General features: G+C 61.2%; 19 protein-coding genes and 1 tRNA gene. 14 read left to right on the top strand and 6 right to left on the bottom strand.

Translation table 11 applies throughout. From position 1 onward, the window contains the following. Positions 1-222 precede the first annotated feature (222 nt). From ABR948_RS19295 to ABR948_RS19250, 10 genes are all read left to right on the top strand, one after another. Complete coding sequence (locus ABR948_RS19295; RefSeq protein ID WP_428120796.1) at positions 223-567, top strand: hypothetical protein; 345 nt, start codon at positions 223-225, stop codon at positions 565-567. Beyond that, the gene (locus ABR948_RS19290) at positions 564-710 is read left to right on the top strand and encodes a hypothetical protein (protein WP_428120794.1); all 147 of its coding nucleotides are present in this window, start codon (positions 564-566) and stop codon (positions 708-710) included. Before ABR948_RS19295 ends, ABR948_RS19290 begins: the two co-directional genes overlap by 4 nt. Positions 711-1,166: 456 nt before the next feature. Continuing rightward, positions 1,167-2,804 carry a sensor histidine kinase gene (locus tag ABR948_RS19285; protein WP_428120792.1) on the top strand — a complete coding sequence of 546 codons (1,638 nt, stop codon included), beginning with the start codon at positions 1,167-1,169 and terminating at the stop codon, positions 2,802-2,804. Then, entirely contained in the window at positions 2,797-3,510 is a 714-nt protein-coding gene (locus tag ABR948_RS19280; RefSeq protein WP_428120790.1) for a response regulator, read from the top strand. The genes ABR948_RS19285 and ABR948_RS19280 overlap by 8 nt, the downstream gene beginning before the upstream one ends. A gap of 132 nt (positions 3,511-3,642) precedes the next feature. Beyond that, the gene (locus ABR948_RS19275; protein WP_428120788.1) at positions 3,643-3,876 is read left to right on the top strand and encodes a hypothetical protein; all 234 of its coding nucleotides are present in this window, start codon (positions 3,643-3,645) and stop codon (positions 3,874-3,876) included. A gap of 732 nt (positions 3,877-4,608) precedes the next feature. Then, positions 4,609-4,968, top strand: coding sequence for a hypothetical protein (locus ABR948_RS19270; RefSeq protein ID WP_428120786.1), 360 nt, complete (start codon positions 4,609-4,611; stop codon positions 4,966-4,968). A gap of 329 nt (positions 4,969-5,297) precedes the next feature. Next, a complete protein-coding gene (locus tag ABR948_RS19265; protein WP_428120784.1) occupies positions 5,298-6,353 on the top strand; it encodes a potassium channel family protein in 1,056 nt (351 codons plus the stop codon). 165 nt (positions 6,354-6,518) lie between these two features. Continuing rightward, complete coding sequence (locus tag ABR948_RS19260) at positions 6,519-6,806, top strand: hypothetical protein (protein ID WP_428120782.1); 288 nt, start codon at positions 6,519-6,521, stop codon at positions 6,804-6,806. Between the two features lie 335 nt (positions 6,807-7,141). Beyond that, on the top strand, positions 7,142-7,402 hold the full coding sequence (locus ABR948_RS19255; protein ID WP_428120780.1) for a hypothetical protein: 261 nt from the start codon (positions 7,142-7,144) through the stop codon (positions 7,400-7,402). Then, complete coding sequence (locus ABR948_RS19250; protein WP_428120778.1) at positions 7,399-7,878, top strand: hypothetical protein; 480 nt, start codon at positions 7,399-7,401, stop codon at positions 7,876-7,878. Before ABR948_RS19255 ends, ABR948_RS19250 begins: the two co-directional genes overlap by 4 nt. A gap of 60 nt (positions 7,879-7,938) precedes the next feature. Here the strand turns inward: ABR948_RS19250 and ABR948_RS19245 are convergent, their stop codons facing one another. The 4 genes from ABR948_RS19245 to mobB form a co-directional block, all read right to left on the bottom strand. Further along, a complete protein-coding gene (locus tag ABR948_RS19245; RefSeq protein WP_428120776.1) occupies positions 7,939-8,202 on the bottom strand; it encodes a hypothetical protein in 264 nt (87 codons plus the stop codon). A gap of 85 nt (positions 8,203-8,287) precedes the next feature. Continuing rightward, positions 8,288-9,940, bottom strand: a complete 1,653-nt coding sequence (locus ABR948_RS19240; RefSeq protein ID WP_428120774.1) for an L-lactate MFS transporter — start codon at positions 9,938-9,940, stop codon at positions 8,288-8,290. Between the two features lie 351 nt (positions 9,941-10,291). Further along, a complete protein-coding gene (locus ABR948_RS19235) occupies positions 10,292-10,567 on the bottom strand; it encodes a sulfurtransferase TusA family protein (RefSeq protein ID WP_428120825.1) in 276 nt (91 codons plus the stop codon). A gap of 67 nt (positions 10,568-10,634) precedes the next feature. Beyond that, on the bottom strand, positions 10,635-11,162 hold the full coding sequence (gene mobB / locus ABR948_RS19230; protein WP_428120772.1) for a molybdopterin-guanine dinucleotide biosynthesis protein B: 528 nt from the start codon (positions 11,160-11,162) through the stop codon (positions 10,635-10,637). Between the two features lie 111 nt (positions 11,163-11,273). Here mobB and mobA point away from each other — a divergent pair, with 111 nt between their 5' ends. Then, positions 11,274-11,909: a molybdenum cofactor guanylyltransferase MobA gene (gene mobA / locus ABR948_RS19225; RefSeq protein ID WP_428120770.1), complete on the top strand. Its 636-nt coding sequence runs from the start codon at positions 11,274-11,276 to the stop codon at positions 11,907-11,909. Between the two features lie 171 nt (positions 11,910-12,080). Beyond that, the gene (locus ABR948_RS19220; RefSeq protein WP_428120823.1) at positions 12,081-13,271 is read left to right on the top strand and encodes an ABC transporter substrate-binding protein; all 1,191 of its coding nucleotides are present in this window, start codon (positions 12,081-12,083) and stop codon (positions 13,269-13,271) included. 41 nt (positions 13,272-13,312) lie between these two features. Here the strand turns inward: ABR948_RS19220 and ABR948_RS19215 are convergent, their stop codons facing one another. After that, a complete protein-coding gene (locus ABR948_RS19215) occupies positions 13,313-14,278 on the bottom strand; it encodes a TAXI family TRAP transporter solute-binding subunit (protein WP_428120768.1) in 966 nt (321 codons plus the stop codon). Between the two features lie 142 nt (positions 14,279-14,420). On the opposite strand from ABR948_RS19215, the gene ABR948_RS19210 reads away from it, so the two are divergent. After that, complete coding sequence (locus tag ABR948_RS19210) at positions 14,421-15,389, top strand: Bug family tripartite tricarboxylate transporter substrate binding protein (RefSeq protein WP_428120766.1); 969 nt, start codon at positions 14,421-14,423, stop codon at positions 15,387-15,389. A gap of 241 nt (positions 15,390-15,630) precedes the next feature. After that, positions 15,631-15,706: transfer RNA gene (locus ABR948_RS19205), tRNA-Ile, on the top strand. A 335-nt stretch (positions 15,707-16,041) separates the two neighbouring features. Here the strand turns inward: ABR948_RS19205 and ABR948_RS19200 are convergent. Continuing rightward, positions 16,042-16,962: a heterodisulfide reductase-related iron-sulfur binding cluster gene (locus ABR948_RS19200; protein ID WP_428120821.1), complete on the bottom strand. Its 921-nt coding sequence runs from the start codon at positions 16,960-16,962 to the stop codon at positions 16,042-16,044. Positions 16,963-17,218: the final 256 nt, after the last annotated feature.

Here is a 17,218-nt window from a genome sequence, read left to right as displayed (position 1 = left end):
TAATATTCTCGGTGCGCTGCGATAGTTTTTAATAGTTTTCCGCCGCATGTGTCTTTTTCGCCATACTCAGAGCGATCAACGCGGGCTTTTTCCCGCGCAAGACGCAAACATGATATTTTTTCTCTATTAAAATCGCTTCGATTCTTCATCGAAGATATATGTCGGATATCATTATGCTGCGGCGCATTGGGCGAATCCATTCGCTCATCGCGAGGCAGGACGATGGAAGTCGCGGCGCAGATTGCGAACGACGCAGGCGGTTCGAACGACACCGACGATCTCGGGCTGGCCACGTTGCCGGCCGACAAAGGTGAGAATCCGGACTTCGGCTTCCTGCCGACAAGCCTGACCCAGCAGTGCCAGAGCCTGATCGAGAGCTATCACGAGCTGCACGGCTATGCCTGCCTGCCGAACATCCTGTGGAAGTCCCGGCTTGGGCCGTTCATCGAGACCCATCAGGAACTGCGGCAACTGCTGCGCAAAGCCTCGACCACCCGAAGCGCCAAGAAATCCAACCAAGGCTTCGCGCGGATAGCGACCACCATCCTGTCGCGAGGGCGCAGGTGATCCTGCGGCGAAATTCGCGCAGCCCGCAGATGCCGTTGATGGACTTCTATCTGTATCCGCCGAAATATCTGAGCACAGCCGCCATCGCGACCCTGATTCCGCCCGCTGGCCATCCGGCGAGCGAAGCGGCATTGCCAGTCTGAGATCAGCCCAGACAGCTCGCCCGAAACGCGCCGCGCGGCACCACCTCACGCGATTGCAGGCCTAACGCGGGGCATTTCTGCGCCATCGAGCGGGAAATTGCGCCATCGGGCGGTAAATGACGACCGCCGCCGGATCCTGGATCGCCTTGCGCCTATGTCGGGAAAGCGACCCATCCGGCCAAAATACTATTACTTTTATATTTCTTTCGCCGGTTAACGGCATAGATTTTATACGCCGATTTGGAGAATGCTGACACCGCTGGGTAGTTATCGACATCGAGGCAACGTTTGGTTTGACGGGGATCAAGGGTTTTTTCGCAGGCGGCGGTTAGCCATAGCCAACCCTGCGAGCCGGGATTGCAGCGTCTGGATCAAATGTTGCTGGGGCACGATCTTGCTGCGGCTGTTGGTGAGCCATGGTGAAGATCACTTCGATGTCTTTCTCTACGAAAGCGCATGCCTTTGAATTCTCATCTGCCTATCGTTCAAAAGCTCGGGAAGGCGCAAGCCATTCCGGTTGAGAGCAGGAACGCGCGCGCCGCGCAACCGGACGAAGAGCAGGCGTCGCCAAGCATCCTGCAAACGGAAATCCTGCCCCTGTTGCTGTCCCTGACCTGCGTCGGCCTGATCACCGCCGTGCTGCTGTTGCTCGACCAGACCGTCGCGGTCAATCTGGTGCCGATCGCGTATCTGATACCCGTCATTGTCGCCGCTACCCAATGGGGTATCTGGCCGGCCACCCTGGCGTCGATCGCCAGCATGGCCGCGGCGGATTTCTTCTTTTTTCCTCCGATCTTCAGCTTCCAGGTCGAGGACCCGCAAGAGGTCGTCGATTTGCTGCTGTTTCTGGTGGTGGCGCTGGTCAGCAGTAATCTTGCCTCGCGTCTGCGGCTCGAGACCGAGACGCTGCGCCGGCGCGAAAAGGAACTGCAGAACCTCTACGAGTTTTCGCGGCGTCTGGCGGCCTGTTTCACCGTCCTGGACCTGATCCTGGCCGTTCAGACTTACCTTTCCCGCACCCTTGGACAGCCGGCCGTTTTCTTCGTGGCCAGGGCGGACGGTCAATTCGAGCTGCCCAAATCGGGATCGGTGCCGAAAGTGGTGCAGGACAGCGTAGCCGCCATGGTCACGACCGTCGGGGTCCCGGCCTACACCATCACCGATGAGGCGACCGGGAGCGTCTGGTTGCTGCGGGCGGTGGGTTCCGAAACCGCCGTGCACGGCCTCGTTGCGATCAATATCGGCGGCGGCTCCGGCGAAACCATCGAGATCAAGACGCAGCGGGTCGAGTCGATCCTCGAGGAAGTCTCCTTGACGCTGCACCGGATCGACATTGAAAAGGCGATGGAGGACGCGAGATTGCGGCTGCAGGCGCAGCTGTTGAGAGACGCGTTCCACGGCACGTTGTCGCATGAACTGTGCTCGCCATTATCAGCCATCCAGGGTTCGGCGAGCGTGCTGGGTTCGATGCCGCAGATCCGCGGCGATGATCGGGCCCAGTCCCTGGTCGAGGCCATCACCGACGAGGTCGCGGAACTCGACGGCTTTATTCAAAACCTCCTCAACGCAACCCGGGTTACCGCAGGCGGCGTCAGCCCGCACCTCGAATGGACCGATCCCCGGGACATCGTCAACGCTGCGATCCGGCAACGCGCCCGGCGATTGGTGGCCCACAAGGTCGAGACCGAATTCGCCGAAGACTTGCCGCTCGTGAATGTCGATTCCGGCCTGATCGAAGAGTCGTGCGGACAGCTGCTCGAAAACGCCGCCAAATATTCACCGTCGGGCTCGACGATTTCAGTCGGCGCAAAAACCGAACAGGGGCATGTGATTTTGTCGATTTCAGATCAGGGCGTCGGAATAACGCCGGACGAACAGCAATATCTTGGCCGCAGGTCATTCCGCAGCCAACGTCATCAGGCCACCATCCCCGGGTCCGGCCTCGGCTTCTGGATCGCGTCCACCTTTGTCGGGGCAAACGGTGGCACCATCGGCATATCGAGCCCGGGGCAGGGATTGGGAACGACGGCTTCCATTACCCTGCCCGCCTCCGGAATCAATCCCTCCCAACTGGAGGTCCTGACCCATGAGTAAACCAACCAATGTCGTGCTGCTGATCGAGGACGAACCGAAAATAAGGCGGTTTCTTCGCGCCGGCTTCGAACTTCAAGGCTTCTCGGTGATCGAGGCCGAGAACGCCGCGGACGGACTGAAGGCGGCTACATTCAACGCGCCGGATCTCATCATTCTTGACCTGGCTCTGCCGGACCTGCACGGATCGGAAGTTCTCGAACGGATCCGGTCATGGTCGAATGTACCCATCATCATTCTCTCGGTCGTCTCGAGCGAGGACGAGAAGGTCCGGCTGCTGCAGGCGGGGGCCGATGATTACGTGGTCAAGCCGTTCGGCATGGCCGAACTGCTGGCGCGCAGCGAAGCCGCCTTGCGGCGGTATTTCAAGAGCGCGACCGAAAATCCCGTGGTCACGGCCGGCCCGCTGTCGATCGACCTCGTCGGCCGAACCGTGTCACTCGACAAGGCCCAGATCAGGCTCACTCGAAAAGAGTATCGCCTGCTTCACATCCTCGCCACGCATGTCGGCCTGGTGGTGACGCACGACCAGCTGCTCAAGGATATCTGGAGCGGCAACCAGAGAGACAATATCCAGTATTTGCGTATCCTGGTTCGCAAGCTGCGCCAGAAAATCGAAACCGACCCCAATCACCCGCGCCTTCTCGTCACCGAATCGGGTGTCGGCTATCGGCTCCAGGCCCGCCTCGAGGATATTTCGGCGGACTAACGCGATGGCGTGCCGAACCGCGAACCAATGATTCCGATGTTGCGTTTGTAGAACGACCGTCTTGCGTGCGTTGAGCGTGTTTCTCCGATCGAGACCGCAAGCCGACAAGGTTTGGCAAGGTTTGAATTGATCATGCTCCATCCCTCGCCACGCAGATCATTCTACGTCGCCATTTCCCGAACCGGGAACCATCAGGATGGCTGGTTCTGGGAGATTCGCCGCAAGCGCCGGCCGATGGGCGTCAAATTATGGGAAGGTGGTTTCCGGTCGCATCGCGCGGCGCATCTGGCCGGGAAGCAGGCGCTGGAAGATTTTCTGAACGGACTGTCCCTGGAGGCCGGGTTGCCGCGACGACAGTCCGGTTAATCATCGCGATCGCCATTGCCAAAGGGCGGACCCCTGCCGACGAGGGCTGGCCGGTCTTCATCACCGGCCCGCGTCCGTTACGTTCCGCTCGAATTCGACCGACTTTTGTCGGGTAGCCCCGCACGCCATTCGCAATCATCATTGCAGGTGTCAGGCCGCGCCAAACGCGGCCCTCTCCGCGAGATGCCGGAGCGTGTGTTTCGACGGCGCAACACGCATGGTTCGAGGGCGCAAGCGCCCCGGCCAACTCGCCGCGGCGCAAACCTCCAGCGTTGATCGCGGGCCGGCCGACCAATAATATAAAAATAATATATTTTGATTGCCAAATTGCCTATCTTGCTCAGGCAAGCCGCTTATTCTGCACAAAACAGGGACGGGAACGGTGCAATTTCTCATTGAGCGTTTTGCATTTCTTGGTTTAGACGGCCAATACTGGATGCTGATCGCCGCTGGATTGATCGTGGCCTTCGTCTTTTTTGTCTGGAAGACCCGCAATCGGAACTGAGGGCAACCTATCCGACCAGTCTCGCCATCTTTTTGCTCGTCGTGGCGAGACCCCGCCGAATTCCGGCGGTTTTTTCGTGCCGCGGCTCCAAAAACGACACGCACCGGAGCGACATCGGTTTGATCGATGCAGGCATGCATCTTGCTTTTGGTTCACCCTGCAAGCAATCTCGTCAAGGTCATCGCTCGCTTCTTGTCATCGGAATGCATCCCAACGGGACACACGACATGAAACTCTCCATTGCCGCGGCGATAGTGTTGGCAAGTTCGACCTTGATAAGCGCGACGCTGGCAGGTGCGATGCTGTCGGTACCGGCAGTGGCCGGCAGCGACCAGGGGCTTCCGTGCATCGCCAGGGTTATTCATTCTGAAGAACTTCCGTTTGCGCCCATCAACACCTGGCTCGTTAAGGTGACCCTGGAAATAACGCCCCCGAACGGCGGCGCATTTGTCACGACGCTGCAGGATTCGATACCGTGGCAAGTGGCCCCTCCCCGGCGCGGCCAGACGTTCAGACTGCGGTGCGACCCGGCCAATCCCGGCAATCTGCACCTGATGTCCCAGGCCGCCGCACAAACGGCGTTTTGAATACCACCGGCGAATCCCGGGAAATGGATATTCCCAGCCATCGCCCACAAAAGTTTCCGCAGCCGCTTTCGGTGACGAATGAATAGCGAGCGCGCTGCCATCGCCACGACGTGGCAGCATCACGATCGCAGCCGTTTTCCCGCGGGCCGTTTTCCAAGAGATTGTGCCAACCGATGACGGGCGACGACCAACCGGCCGCGGGTTCGGATGGAGAGCCAGGCGCCGAGCCTTCCAGCCAGGAAACAGCCCCCGGGCGTCCCGCACAATTGCCGAGCGCCCGCACGCCGCGCAGCAAACCGCACCAGATCCGCCGCGTACCCAGGCCGAGAATGACCGGCCTGCTCGACTCGCCGGTGCGCAATCTCAGCGTCGGCGTGGCCTACACCCTCACCGTGATGATCGTCGCCACCGTCGCCTACATGGCCGTCGGCTGGAGCTTCAGGGACGCCGTCTACATGGTGATCGTCACCGTATATACGGTCGGTTACAACGAGGTCCGGCCGATCAATACGCCGGCGCTGAATGTCATCACCATCGGACTGATCGTGCTGGGCTGTACCGGCATCATCTTTCTCACCGGCGCGCTGGTGCAGTTTTTCACGCTTAATCAGATCAACAAGACCATAGGTCTCAAGCGCATGAACAGACAGATCGATGAACTCAAGGAACACGTCATTGTCTGCGGCTTCGGCCGCTTTGGCACCGTGCTGGCGCGATCGCTGAGTGCCAGCAGCGCCGGGTTTGTGATCCTCGAGGAGAACGAGGCCCGCGCCACCGAGGCGCGCTTGCAGGGCCATCTCTGCATTCAGGGTGACGCGACCACCGAGGCCGCCTTGCGCGCCGCCGGCGTGATGCGGGCGAATGCGCTGGCTACCGTGCTCTCCAACGACGCCTTGAATGTCTTCATTACGCTGACCGCGAGGGCGCTCAACCCCGATCTTTCGATCGTCGCCCGCGGCGAACGCTCAAGCACCGAAAGCAAATTGTTGCAGGCCGGCGCGGACAAGGTGGTGCTGCCGACCCATATCGGTGCCGAGCGCATTGCCGAGCTGATCCTGCACGAGGAATCCGCCCGCTTCATCGAGGGCCTGGAGCGCTCCCACGGATTTCAGCGGGTGCTGCACAATTTCGGCATGGATCTCCAGGTCGTCAATGCGGCCCCGCAAAGCCCCGCCGTGCGCATGACGGTATCGGCGATCGAACGGCAGGCCAAAGGCGCCTTCTTCATCATTCAGATCAACCGCCGCGACGGCGACGTGTTCACCTCGCCGCCGCCCACGACCGTCGTCGGCGAAGGCGACGGCGTCGTGTTGATCGGCCGCCCCAACCGCGCGGAAATTCTCACGTCACTGTTTGAGGCGCGGGTGCGCGGCGCACGAGGTTAACGGCCTCATCCGTTCGCAGGTTTATGAAATCTATATATTTCGGGCACCCGCCCCGCCTCGTTTTCCAATGACATTTTCACCATGTTGCGGACACGGTCGCCGATGGTGGCCCTGCTTTTGCATAAATCCTGCTTTCGAATGAACCCTGCTCTTGTATGAGATGAAATGATGGCGCTGGCACAATCTCCAAATCTGACCAGGGAACTGCGATCGACTCAGGTGATCCTTCGCTTTGGCCTGCGGATGACCGTTCTGGTCATCTTTGCCGCCTTTGCCAGCGTGGGCTTCGACAGAAGTCTTACTGTCTTGCTGTGGATGTCGGCGATGCTGAGCACGGTGCTGGCGACCCTGGAGCGCGACGGTCCATTGGATACCACTCTCAACCACTGGGATGAGGCGATGGCCTACGCCGCCCTGTGCTGCCTGGTCAGCGGTTTCGATCCTGCCGTCTAGATCATGATCCGATCAGATTGAATCGGATCATCATCCCATCTCTCTGAGCATGATCTCCGCGCAAACGCCTCTGGCGTTTGTCGCGAGGGAAAACCGGTTCCCGCTTTTCCGGATCATGCTCCAGGACCGCGTCGCGCGATCTTATACGGCTCCTATGAGATCGCGGTCTTGCCGCTCTCGAATTCATATCCCGCCAGGAAGATATTGGGGGCCATGAGCGAGGCGGCCTCCCGGCGACGACCATCATTCGGACATCGGCACATCGGCCAGCGCAGCGACGGAAGGATCCGGCGCTTCGGGCGGACGCATGGCTCATCATCAGAAGGAATACCAACGTGAAGCTCGTCGAACCTCCATCGTGCAGCTCTGCATCGACCATCGTCTTTATTGGCAAGAACCGCCGCGGCAACTGGATTGCCCGGGAACAGAACGGCCTCTATGGCGGCCTGTTCGTCAACCGCGCCCAAGCCCTCAAATACGCGCTGTTCGAGAATGGCCATCATCCCGAAACCATCGTCGAGCTGTCGCGCGAAATCGAGCTCGATATCGGCGGCAAGTTTCGCATCGCCGAGACCGTGCCGATCGCCGCACCATGATCGCCATGCAGCTGACATGCCCAAGTCTTTGGAGACGGTCGGCGCCGGGACACTCGACCGCTGTCATCGAGCGGGAGAGCCGGCGCCCCCGCATCCTGCCGCCCGAGCAGCCCGCCGCCGTCACCGCGCCGTTTCAACCGCTCGATCCCGGCATCGTCAATGAGACGATCCCGGCATTTTTCATTGGCCGCAACCAGCAAGGTTTTTGGCTTGCCCGCGATGCCAAGGGGAGGATCGGCGGAATCTTCCTGTTCGAAAGCTCCGCCTTGTCGTTTGCAAGACGGCATTCCTGGCCTTCGGGATGCGCGACCATCTTTCCATCCGAGCGGTTCGAACTCGATCTGGAAAACCAGGGTAATCCGCTGGTCGCGCACCTCGAACCCCTGATGCGCCTGGCGACCCGCGGCCAGCAGAGCATCGCTGCCGGCATCGGCAGGCTGGCGGAAACGATCCGGCGCCGATCGAAATATCCCTGACGCCTCGCGCCGGATTCAAATTCGGCCGCTTTGCCGGATCAATCGGGCCTATAGTCCCGCTCAGCTCTTTTCCATGCAGTCGGCGATATAGAACCAGCGATCGTCGCCAATCAGCCCCTTCGACTTGACCTCGGCGCGGCAGGCTTTCAGCTTGGGCCGGTTCTGAACCCACTTCGCGCGCATCTCCTTGAGATGTTCGATGGTCAGTTTCATCCTGGAGGGTTTTGCGGCGGCCGTCGCCGGAGCCGCCGTCTGCGCCGAAGCGGTATCGAGACTGGCGGTGACAAGCAGCATGGCGGCAAGACAAACACTGGTGCGAAGCATGGGATTCCCCTGATCTCATTTCTTGATGGAATGAAGCGAAACACCGCGGGACGTGACGGTCGCGTCCCGCGGTGACGATGGATGATCAGAAGATCTTGATCGCGCTTTCCAGTGTCTTCCACACACCCCAGGCGAGTGGAACACTGACGAAGGCCCAGAACAGCATCGCTTTGGCGTCGAGCCCGCCGAGTCCGATGCCGAACGAGCCCGTTGGTCCGGCATTGGCCGCCGCCGCCTTGGCCTGAAGAGCCGCGACGTCCGCATCCTTCATGAACCATTTATCGGCGACCGGACGGATCAGAAAATTGCAGATCAGTCCGACCACCAGCAATCCAGCGAGGATATACATCGTACCATCATAGACCAGCGCTCGCCGAATGCCCGCGCTGAGCTGCGCATCGCGAATATAGCCGACGAGTAGGGGGCCGACGACGCCAGCCGTCGACCACGCCGTCAGCAGCCGGCCGTGAATGGCGCCCACAAACTGGGTACCGAACATATCGGCGAGATAGGCCGGGATGGTGGCAAAGCCGCCGCCGTACATCGTGATAACGATACAGAAAGCGGCGACGAACAGCGCCTTGGAGCCCATATGCGCAAAGCTCGGCGCCAGCGCGTACAGCACAATCCCGAGCAGGAAGAAGCAGTAGTAGGTGTTCTTCCGGCCAATCCTGTCCGACAGCGAGGCCCAAAAGAAGCGGCCGCCGATGTTGAACAGCGAAAGCAGCCCCACGAAGCCCGCCGCGATGGTCGCAATGGCCGTCTTCTGCCCCGCATCGAGCGCGCCGAAACCCAGATCGGGCTTGCCGATCAGCGAACCGGCAAAAATCTCCTGCAGCATGGGAGAAGCCATCGCCAGCACACCGATGCCGGCCGACACGTTCAGGCACAGAACAAGCCAGATCAGCCAGAATTGCGGCGTCTTGTGCGCGTCTTCCAGATGGACATTGCCCGAGGTGATCATGCGATTGGTGGCAGCAGGTGGCGTCCAACCCTCCGGACGCCAGCCGGCGGGCGGCACACGATAGGCGAAAGCGCCTACCATCATGAACACGAGATAGATGACGCCCATGACGAGGAACGTCTGCGAGACACCCACCGATGTCGAAGTCTTGAAATAATTCATCAGAAGATTGGCCAGCGGCGAACCAATCATGGCTCCGCCACCGAACCCCATGATCGCCATACCCGTCGCCATGCCGCGACGATCCGGAAACCATTTCACCAGTGTCGATACCGGAGAAATATAGCCGAGACCGAGACCGATTCCGCCGATAACGCCGAGCCCGATCCAGACCACCCAGAGCTGGTGAACATAGACGCCGATCGCCGCGATGATGAAGCCACCGCCCCAGCACAATGCCGCGACGAACCCGGCCTTGCGCGGACCGGCACGTTCCAGCCAGCCGCCAAACAGCGCCGCCGACAGACCGAGCATGACGATGCCGATGGTAAAGATAATCAGCAGGTTCGTAACCTGCCAATCGCAAGTCGTCGCGAACAGATCGCCAAGCATCGATGGACTCGCACAGGCGGCAGGCTTGTCGATGCCGATCGCACGAGACAGCGGCAGCCAGAACACGCTTAGTCCATAGGACATGCCGATGCACAGATGAATGCAGAGCGCCGCGGGCGGCACCAGCCAGCGATTGAAGCCGGCCTTGGCAATCGTATGCTCGCGATCGAGAATTCCCGCGCCACCGCCGGACACGGTCCCCGCGCTGCTGATTGTCGTCATCAATTCCTCCCCTGCAGCCGTCCGTGCCGGACATGTCTGCCAACTGCGATTTCCGTTATCTTTGCATTCTCAACCGCGTATCAACTCCCACACTGCTCCCCCGCGCGATTTTCAGGATCGCGCCGGGGTCGCAAAGCGCCTTCGCAAATTCTAACACCTGACGCGAGACGTTATGCCCGCGGCCGGTGTCGGCCTCGATTAGTCCCGGACCCAGTGTGCCAGCGACACAACTCAACCTCCGCGCTACCCTGCGGAGCACATCAATTGGGACAGAAGCTCAAGCCTATGTCGATAGGCAAAAGGTAGCGATATCTGCTGCTTCGGGCTTTGTTGCGGTGCAAAACGGCGTGCCTATCGGTCCGGATCCGGCATCGCGGACGCTGCGGCCGCGGACGACCAGCTGTCCGCTTTTTCGATCAGGAATACGATGCGCTGTTCCACGCGTTCGGTGATCTCGACCGTGTCGCCGACTTCCCGGATCAAATTGGGGATGTCGATCACCGACAGCGGATCGGTGCAGTGAACTTCCAGCCGGTCGCCGGGCTTGAGCGCTTTCAGCGCCTTTCGCGTCATCAATGCCGGCAACGGACATTTCAGCCCGGTGAGGTCGAGTTTTGTCGTGGTCATGCGCCATAGATGACAAGCGCGCCCGGCATCGTCAACGGACATCCCCGGAGCCTGGCGGGTTTCAGGCTCAGGCCTCGCTGGCGCTTCGCGCCAACAGTTCCTCGACCGAGATCGCGGACCGCTGCATCATGGCGGCGACGGCCGGAATGTCGTCGAGATGGACCACCGGCAGCGCGGTTTCCAGGGTCGCATCGGCGGCGATGCCGACGATGCCGGGATCGTCAGGGAATAGCAGCGCTTTGCCATTGGCGATCCGATGCACCTCGATCTTGCGATACGGCTCGGACTTGAAGCCTTCGACGATGACAAGGTCGACCGGCGACATCTTCGCCAGCAATTCCGGCAGAAGCAGCTCGGAGGCACCGCGCAATTCATGCATCAAGGCCCAGCGCTGGCCGGAGGATACCAGCACTTCCTGCGCGCCCGATTGCCGGTGCCGCCAGGAATCCTTGCCCGGCACGTCGACATCAAAAGCGTGGTGGGCGTGCTTGATGACGGAGACGCGAAGGCCCTGTTGCAGAAAGTGCGGGATGACACGGGTCACCAGCGTGGTCTTGCCGGCGCCGCTCCATCCCGCCAGACCAATCACTCTCATCTATTTCTCCGAACCTCCGGCCGAACCGGCTATGTTTTGACTGCAGGTGCTTTATATCGGCCCAGGTGCTTTATATCGGCCAATGGGTAATGTCATGCCAGCCTGCCACCGATGACGAAGATCGATCAAACGCCGGCGATACAAGGCGTCGTGCTGGCCGGCGGACTGGCGCGGCGGATGGGCGGCGGCGACAAGCCGATGCGCCAGATCGGCGGCCGCCCGATCCTGGCACGGGTGATCGCGCGGCTTGAGCCGCAATGCGATAGGCTCATTCTCAACGCCAATGGCGATCCGGCGCGCTTCGCGAGCTTCGGCCTGCCTGTGATACCTGACACCGTGGAGAATTTTCCCGGACCGCTCGCGGGCATTCTGGCCGCGCTCGACTGGACCGCTGCCCATCGGCCCGAGGTCGCGTGGATCTTGAGCGCGCCTGGCGACTGTCCGTTCCTGCCGCGCGATCTCGTCGTGCGCCTCGATCACGCCCGCGCCGAGGCGAATGCGCAGCTTGCGGTCGCCGCATCCGACGGACAGTCGCATCCGGTGATCGGATTATGGAGCGTTGCCCTGCGCGAGGAGCTGCGTCACGCGCTGGTGGTTGAGGACATCAGGAGGGTCGAGCGCTGGACCGCGCGCTACCGGCTCGCGACCGTGAGCTGGCCGGCCGAGCCGTTCGACCCGTTCTTCAACGCCAATACGCCGGACGACATCGCCGCGGCGGAACGGCTGGCGGAGCTGGACGGGGGCTAGGTCGTTCGGTTCGGAAAAGCACGCTCCATACCCGCCGTTTGACCGCGTTGACGCGGCCCCTCGAATGATTGCAAAAAGACGGGCCGGCTGAGCCAGTCTCCCGGCCAAGCAATGGGGCCAACGTGCCTGACGGTAACGGGAGGGGAAGAAATGTTCACCAGACGCACGACCATGCTTGGAGCAGCGCTCGCAGCCGCTGTCATGTCATCGCCGGCATCGGCCCAGATCTCCGACGATGCGGTCAAGATCGGCGTTCTCACCGACATGAACGGACCGGCGTCCACGCCCACCGGCCAGGGGTCCGTGACCGCGGCGCAGATGGCGGTCGACGATTTCGGCGGCACGGTGCTGGGCAAGCCGATCAGCGTGATCGTCGGCGATCATCAGCTCAAGCCGGATATCGGCGCCGGCATCGCGCGCCGCTGGTATGACACCGAACAGGTCGACCTGATCGTGGACGTGCCGGTGTCGGCGGTCGGCCTCGCGGTGCAGAACGTCGCCAACGAAAAGAAGCGGCTGTTCATCGCGCATTCGACCGGCGCCGCGGATTTCCACGGCAAGTTCTGTTCGCCCTATGCGATGCAATGGGTGTTCGACACCCGCGCGCTCGCGGTCGGTACCGCGCAGGAAGTGGTGAAGCGCGGCGGCGACAGCTGGTTCTTCATCACCGACGACTACGCCTTCGGTCACTCGCTCGAACGCGACGCCTCGGCCGTGATCGTCAAGAACGGCGGCAAGGTGCTGGGCGCGGTGCGGCCGCCCCTTGCCACCCCCGATCTGTCGTCGTTCATCCTGCAGGCCCAGGCCTCGAAGGCAAAAATCATCGGTATCGCCGGCGGCCCGCCCAACAACATGAACGAGATCAAGACCGCCGGCGAATTCGGCGTCCTGAAGGGCGGCCAGCAGATGGCTGCCCTGCTGGCGCTGATCACCGACATTCATTCGCTCGGGCTTCCGGCGGCGCAGGGGCTGTTGCTGACGACGTCGTTCTACTGGGACATGGACGACAAGACCCGCGAATGGTCGAAGCGCTATTTCGCCAAGATGAACCGGATGCCGACGATGTGGCAGGCCGGCGTCTATTCGTCGGTCATGAACTATCTCAACGCCGTCAAGGAGAGCGGGACCGATGAGCCGCTCAAGGTGGCGGCCAAGATGCGCGAGAAGCCGATCGAGGATTTCTTTGCCCGCAACGGCAGACTGCGCGAGGACAATCTGATGGTTCACGACCTGGTTCTGGTGCAGGTCAAGTCGCCGGAAGAATCCAAATATCCCTGGGATTATTACAAGGTGCTGGCGAAGATTTCCGGTGAAGACGCGTTCGGGCCTCCAGATCCGGCGTGTCCGCTGGTGAAGAAGTAAATCGACTGTCGTCCCGGCCTTCGCCGGGACGACACTGAGAACTACTTCACCACCCCGATCTCGCGGAAATATTTCAACACGCCGGGATGGATCAGTTCGACACCGGGTACCGCCGCCACCGTATTGACGGCCGTGGTTTCGCAGGCCTGCGCCAATTTCCTGCAGAACGCGCCTTCGGCGCCGTGCAGCGACCGCGCCAGCCGATAGGCGACCTCGTCGGCGAGATCGGCGCGCACCAGAATGAAACTCCAGGATCCCAGCGCATCGATCGGCGTGGTCTGGTTCGGATAGCTGCCGGCCGGCACCGTCATCGGCTTGAGAAAGCTGTGTTTGGCGCTGATCCGCGCGATCTCGCTCGAATCCGGCGCGATGAACCTGGCGCCCCCGGGGCTTCCCGCCAGGGTCGTGAATCCGGGCCAGCCGATGCCGGCGCCCCACAGCGCCGCGACCCGCCCGTCGAGCACCATCGCCGGTCCGTCGCCGGCATGGTCGAGATAGACCGATTTGAAATCCTCGTCCTGCTTCAATCCGATTCCGTCGAGCACGTAGCGCGACAGGATCGGAAGCCCGGAGCCCTTGGCACCAAAGGCGATCGGCTTGCCGACGAGATCGCGAATGGTCCGGTACGGACTGTCCGCCCGCACCACGAACATTCCGGGGTTCGAATACATCGCGGTCAGGATTTTCAGATTGGTGCGTGGCCGTCCGATGCCCATGAAGGCTTCATAGGAAGGCTCGCCGGCCACCAGCGCGATATCGAGCTGGCCGGTTTCGAGCAGCGGAATGTTCTCGTTGCTGCCCTTGGTATTGCGCGGCTCGATCGACAGCGTCGGGTCGGCCTCGTTCATGACCTCCGCGAAGGCGCCGCCATAGAGCGGAAAGCCACCGCCCGGCGTCGCCGTCCCCAGGCTGATCGTGGTTTTCGGGATAGGCTTGCCTCCATCTTGCGCTGCGGCAGTGCCCGCCAGCAGCAGCACGCCGGCGCAAACCAACCACGTGATGTTCATCGGCGATCCTCTGGCATCGGCGTGACGTCGCGATATCGTAGACCCATGCAGGAACATCGGGCAAAAGGCAATGTAGGAGATCCCGGTTGGTATGGAAGCATGCCGATCCGCATGCGAGTAAAACGGTTTTGGAGCGGCGATCATGAGAATCCGGCGCGCGGCGGTCATCGGCATGGTCTGCCTTCTGAGCCTTGGCACCGCACCGGCATCCGCCGCCGACTATCCGAACCGCCCGGTGCGCTGGCTGATCGGTTTCGCCGCCGGCGGCCCGGTGGATATCGTGGCGCGCATCCTGAGCCAGTGGCTGTCGGAGCATTTCGGCCAGCAGTTCGTGGTGGAAAACCGTACCGGTTCCGGCGGCAATATCGCCGCGGCCACCGCGATCAACTCGCCGCCCGACGGCTATACGCTGCTGTTCGTCGCGCCGAACAATGCGATCAGCGCATCGCTCTACAAGCATCTGTCCTACGATTTCATCCGCGACACGGTGCCGGTCGCCAGCATCATCCAGCTCACCAACATGCTGGTGGTGTCGAATGCGTTGCCGGTGAAAACCGTCCAGGAGTTCATCGACTATTGCAAGGCCAATCCGGGCAAGGTCTCCTACGCCTCGTCGGGCTACGGCACGTCGGTGCACATGTCGGCCGAATTGTTCAAGGCGATGGCCGGGATCGACATGGTCCACGTGCCCTATCGCGGCTCGGCGATCGCCTTTCCCGATATCATCTCCAACAAGGTGCAGTTGATCTTCGACAATCTGCCCTCGGCGCTGGAACAATCGCGCGCCGGCACCGTGCGCGCGCTCGGCGTCACCTCGCCGCAGCGCTGGCCCGGCGTGCCTGACGTGCCCGCCATCGCCGAGACCCTGCCGGGATTCGAGTCGGTCGGTTTCTACGGCATCTCCGCGCCCAAGGGCACGCCGCCGGAAATCGTGGACATTCTCAACAAGGCGGTCGGCGAGGCGCTGCGGGATCCCAAGGTGGCGGAGCGGCTGGCCGACATCGGCGGCATCCCCAAGCCGATGACGCCGGCCGAGTTCGGCCGGCTGATTGCCGACGAAACCGAGAAATGGCGCAAGGTGGTCGCCTTCGCCGGCGTTTCGGTGGACTGAACGCGGAACACGCTGGCTGTCATCGCCCGCCACCGGGTCGTCGCAAAGCGCCGCCCGATGACAGGCTCCAGCGGGCGATCCAGTATTCCAGAATGGGCGTGTAGACTCGAAAAGCTGCGGCGTACTGGATACCCCGCTTTCGCGGGGTATGACGTCAAGAGGAGCCCGGCATTGCCGGATCAGCAGCCACATTGTAAGGGGTGTCCGCACCGTTGCCTGCCGCGTCCGCGGCACGCCGGCGGGGCCTGTAGCTCAATGGTTAGAGCCGGCCGCTCATAACGGTCTGGTTGCAGGTTCGAGTCCTGCCGGGCCCACCAATAATCAATGGCTTAGTCGGTGCTACTTCATTGCCCCGCCGAGCCACCGCACCGGAAACGCCCTGCTTTATCGCTCACTGCCCGAGGTCAGTGCCCGGCAAACTAATGTTTCGGGTTCGATCGGGCTATAGTCTCTCCACTTTGATCGCAGATTTGGCGGCAATATCGCGTGAAGAGGCCAAGCGGCCATCAGCGCTTCCTGTATCGAACGGTCCATCCACGGTCGACTATGCGCGACGAGTGTGCGGTCCGCGGGACGAGAATTGTTTGGTATCCCAAGGTCCGCTCTATCCCGAAATCGACATCGAGAGGCTCGAGGCGATTGAGGTATCGCGCTATCGAAGCTTCTCGAATTGATCCTTCAGGGCACGCCGTACGACATCCGGCTTGATGCCACGCTCGGCGAACTCGCCTTCGAGTCCGGCCATCATGGCATCGACGCTTGCTATCTTCGAGATCCGGGCAAACTTGTCCTCGCGCTCGCTTAGACCCATCGATCGCGCGACCAGGGTCAGGTAGTTGGCGAGTTCCAGATTTCTGGTGCCTTCGTGATCCCGTTGAAGCAACGTGAGGCGACGATGGCAGGAATGATAGATCGAGACCATGTGAGTGGCGCCGCGCGCTTTTGCCTCCGCCGCCCAATCCGCCATGGTCTTCACATACAGCGCTTCGCCGAAGTCCTTGATTCTCGGCACGGTGCAATGGCGTCCAAGCCCTTCAGCCGCCGGCGTATCGATGACGCGAAGTCCCGGAATCCGCGACAGCAAATCGTGAACGGCCTTGCTCTCTTCTTCCTGCTCCGGAAAATCGACATGTCTGTGAATCGCGACCGAAACCGGCACCGGATGAACGAGTAGATCCTGCGATATGTGTCCGCTGAGAAATACCGTCGCGTTGAGACGCCGCTTTGCCGTTTCGCTGATCAGATTCTGATCGCGGTGACTTAGATGGTCGTCACATGAGGGGCACCAATACAGCAGTTGCTCCGGCTTGAACTGATCGAATTTCTCCATCGTCCTTTGCAGCATATTGTCAGCAACGTCCCGAAGACCCGACGCCGTGTGCACGCTGCCGCAGCAATGAGATGGACCTCCCAGAAGCGCGTGGTCCAGTTCCATGTGAGTCAGGATATCGTTCAGCGTTTCAGCCATATGCGCAGTGCGCAGGATGTTGCATCCCAGCCAAACCACCAACCGCTGCTGCCTGACCTCCTGGGGCAACGCCGTCAGCCAAGGGCGAGACGGGTCGCTTCTCATAAGGTCGCCCAGGACGCGGACATTGCCAAAATATTCGGCGGGCGATTCGTCGGCAGCTATGACACTCGCGTCGTTCACGGACTTGGTTTCGTTCATGGATGCCTCCAGAGCCTTCAGCTCGCCTGCCGTCTTCATTATTACTATATAATATAGCTATATTAACATGTCAATTCAGGCGCACGATTCCACATCAATGTCTTTCAGTGATCCGCCCGGCTGTCGGTATCCGCGAGCCTGCCGCCCTCGACGATGATCT

Source organism: Bradyrhizobium sp., assembly GCF_050014615.1.
Classification (GTDB): domain Bacteria; phylum Pseudomonadota; class Alphaproteobacteria; order Rhizobiales; family Xanthobacteraceae; genus Bradyrhizobium.
The sequence above is the reverse complement of the archived record's forward strand: the minus strand, read 5'-3'. Positions and strand labels throughout refer to the sequence as shown.

Bases quoted from the DNA above. Each gene is read 5' to 3' on its own strand.
- ABR948_RS19295 (WP_428120796.1), top strand. From the start codon at position 223: ATGGAAGTCGCGGCGCAGATTGCGAACGACGCAGGCGGTTCGAACGAC.
- ABR948_RS19285 (WP_428120792.1), top strand. From the start codon at position 1,167: ATGCCTTTGAATTCTCATCTGCCTATCGTTCAAAAGCTCGGGAAGGCG.
- ABR948_RS19280 (WP_428120790.1), top strand. From the start codon at position 2,797: ATGAGTAAACCAACCAATGTCGTGCTGCTGATCGAGGACGAACCGAAA.
- ABR948_RS19275 (WP_428120788.1), top strand. From the start codon at position 3,643: ATGCTCCATCCCTCGCCACGCAGATCATTCTACGTCGCCATTTCCCGA.
- ABR948_RS19270 (WP_428120786.1), top strand. From the start codon at position 4,609: ATGAAACTCTCCATTGCCGCGGCGATAGTGTTGGCAAGTTCGACCTTG.
- ABR948_RS19265 (WP_428120784.1), top strand. From the start codon at position 5,298: ATGACCGGCCTGCTCGACTCGCCGGTGCGCAATCTCAGCGTCGGCGTG.
- ABR948_RS19260 (WP_428120782.1), top strand. From the start codon at position 6,519: ATGATGGCGCTGGCACAATCTCCAAATCTGACCAGGGAACTGCGATCG.
- ABR948_RS19250 (WP_428120778.1), top strand. From the start codon at position 7,399: ATGATCGCCATGCAGCTGACATGCCCAAGTCTTTGGAGACGGTCGGCG.
- ABR948_RS19245 (WP_428120776.1), bottom strand. From the start codon at position 8,202: ATGCTTCGCACCAGTGTTTGTCTTGCCGCCATGCTGCTTGTCACCGCC.
- ABR948_RS19240 (WP_428120774.1), bottom strand. From the start codon at position 9,940: ATGACGACAATCAGCAGCGCGGGGACCGTGTCCGGCGGTGGCGCGGGA.
- ABR948_RS19235 (WP_428120825.1), bottom strand. From the start codon at position 10,567: ATGACCACGACAAAACTCGACCTCACCGGGCTGAAATGTCCGTTGCCG.
- mobB (WP_428120772.1), bottom strand. From the start codon at position 11,162: ATGAGAGTGATTGGTCTGGCGGGATGGAGCGGCGCCGGCAAGACCACG.
- mobA (WP_428120770.1), top strand. From the start codon at position 11,274: ATGACGAAGATCGATCAAACGCCGGCGATACAAGGCGTCGTGCTGGCC.
- ABR948_RS19220 (WP_428120823.1), top strand. From the start codon at position 12,081: ATGCTTGGAGCAGCGCTCGCAGCCGCTGTCATGTCATCGCCGGCATCG.
- ABR948_RS19215 (WP_428120768.1), bottom strand. From the start codon at position 14,278: ATGAACATCACGTGGTTGGTTTGCGCCGGCGTGCTGCTGCTGGCGGGC.
- ABR948_RS19210 (WP_428120766.1), top strand. From the start codon at position 14,421: ATGAGAATCCGGCGCGCGGCGGTCATCGGCATGGTCTGCCTTCTGAGC.
- ABR948_RS19200 (WP_428120821.1), bottom strand. From the start codon at position 16,962: ATGAGAAGCGACCCGTCTCGCCCTTGGCTGACGGCGTTGCCCCAGGAG.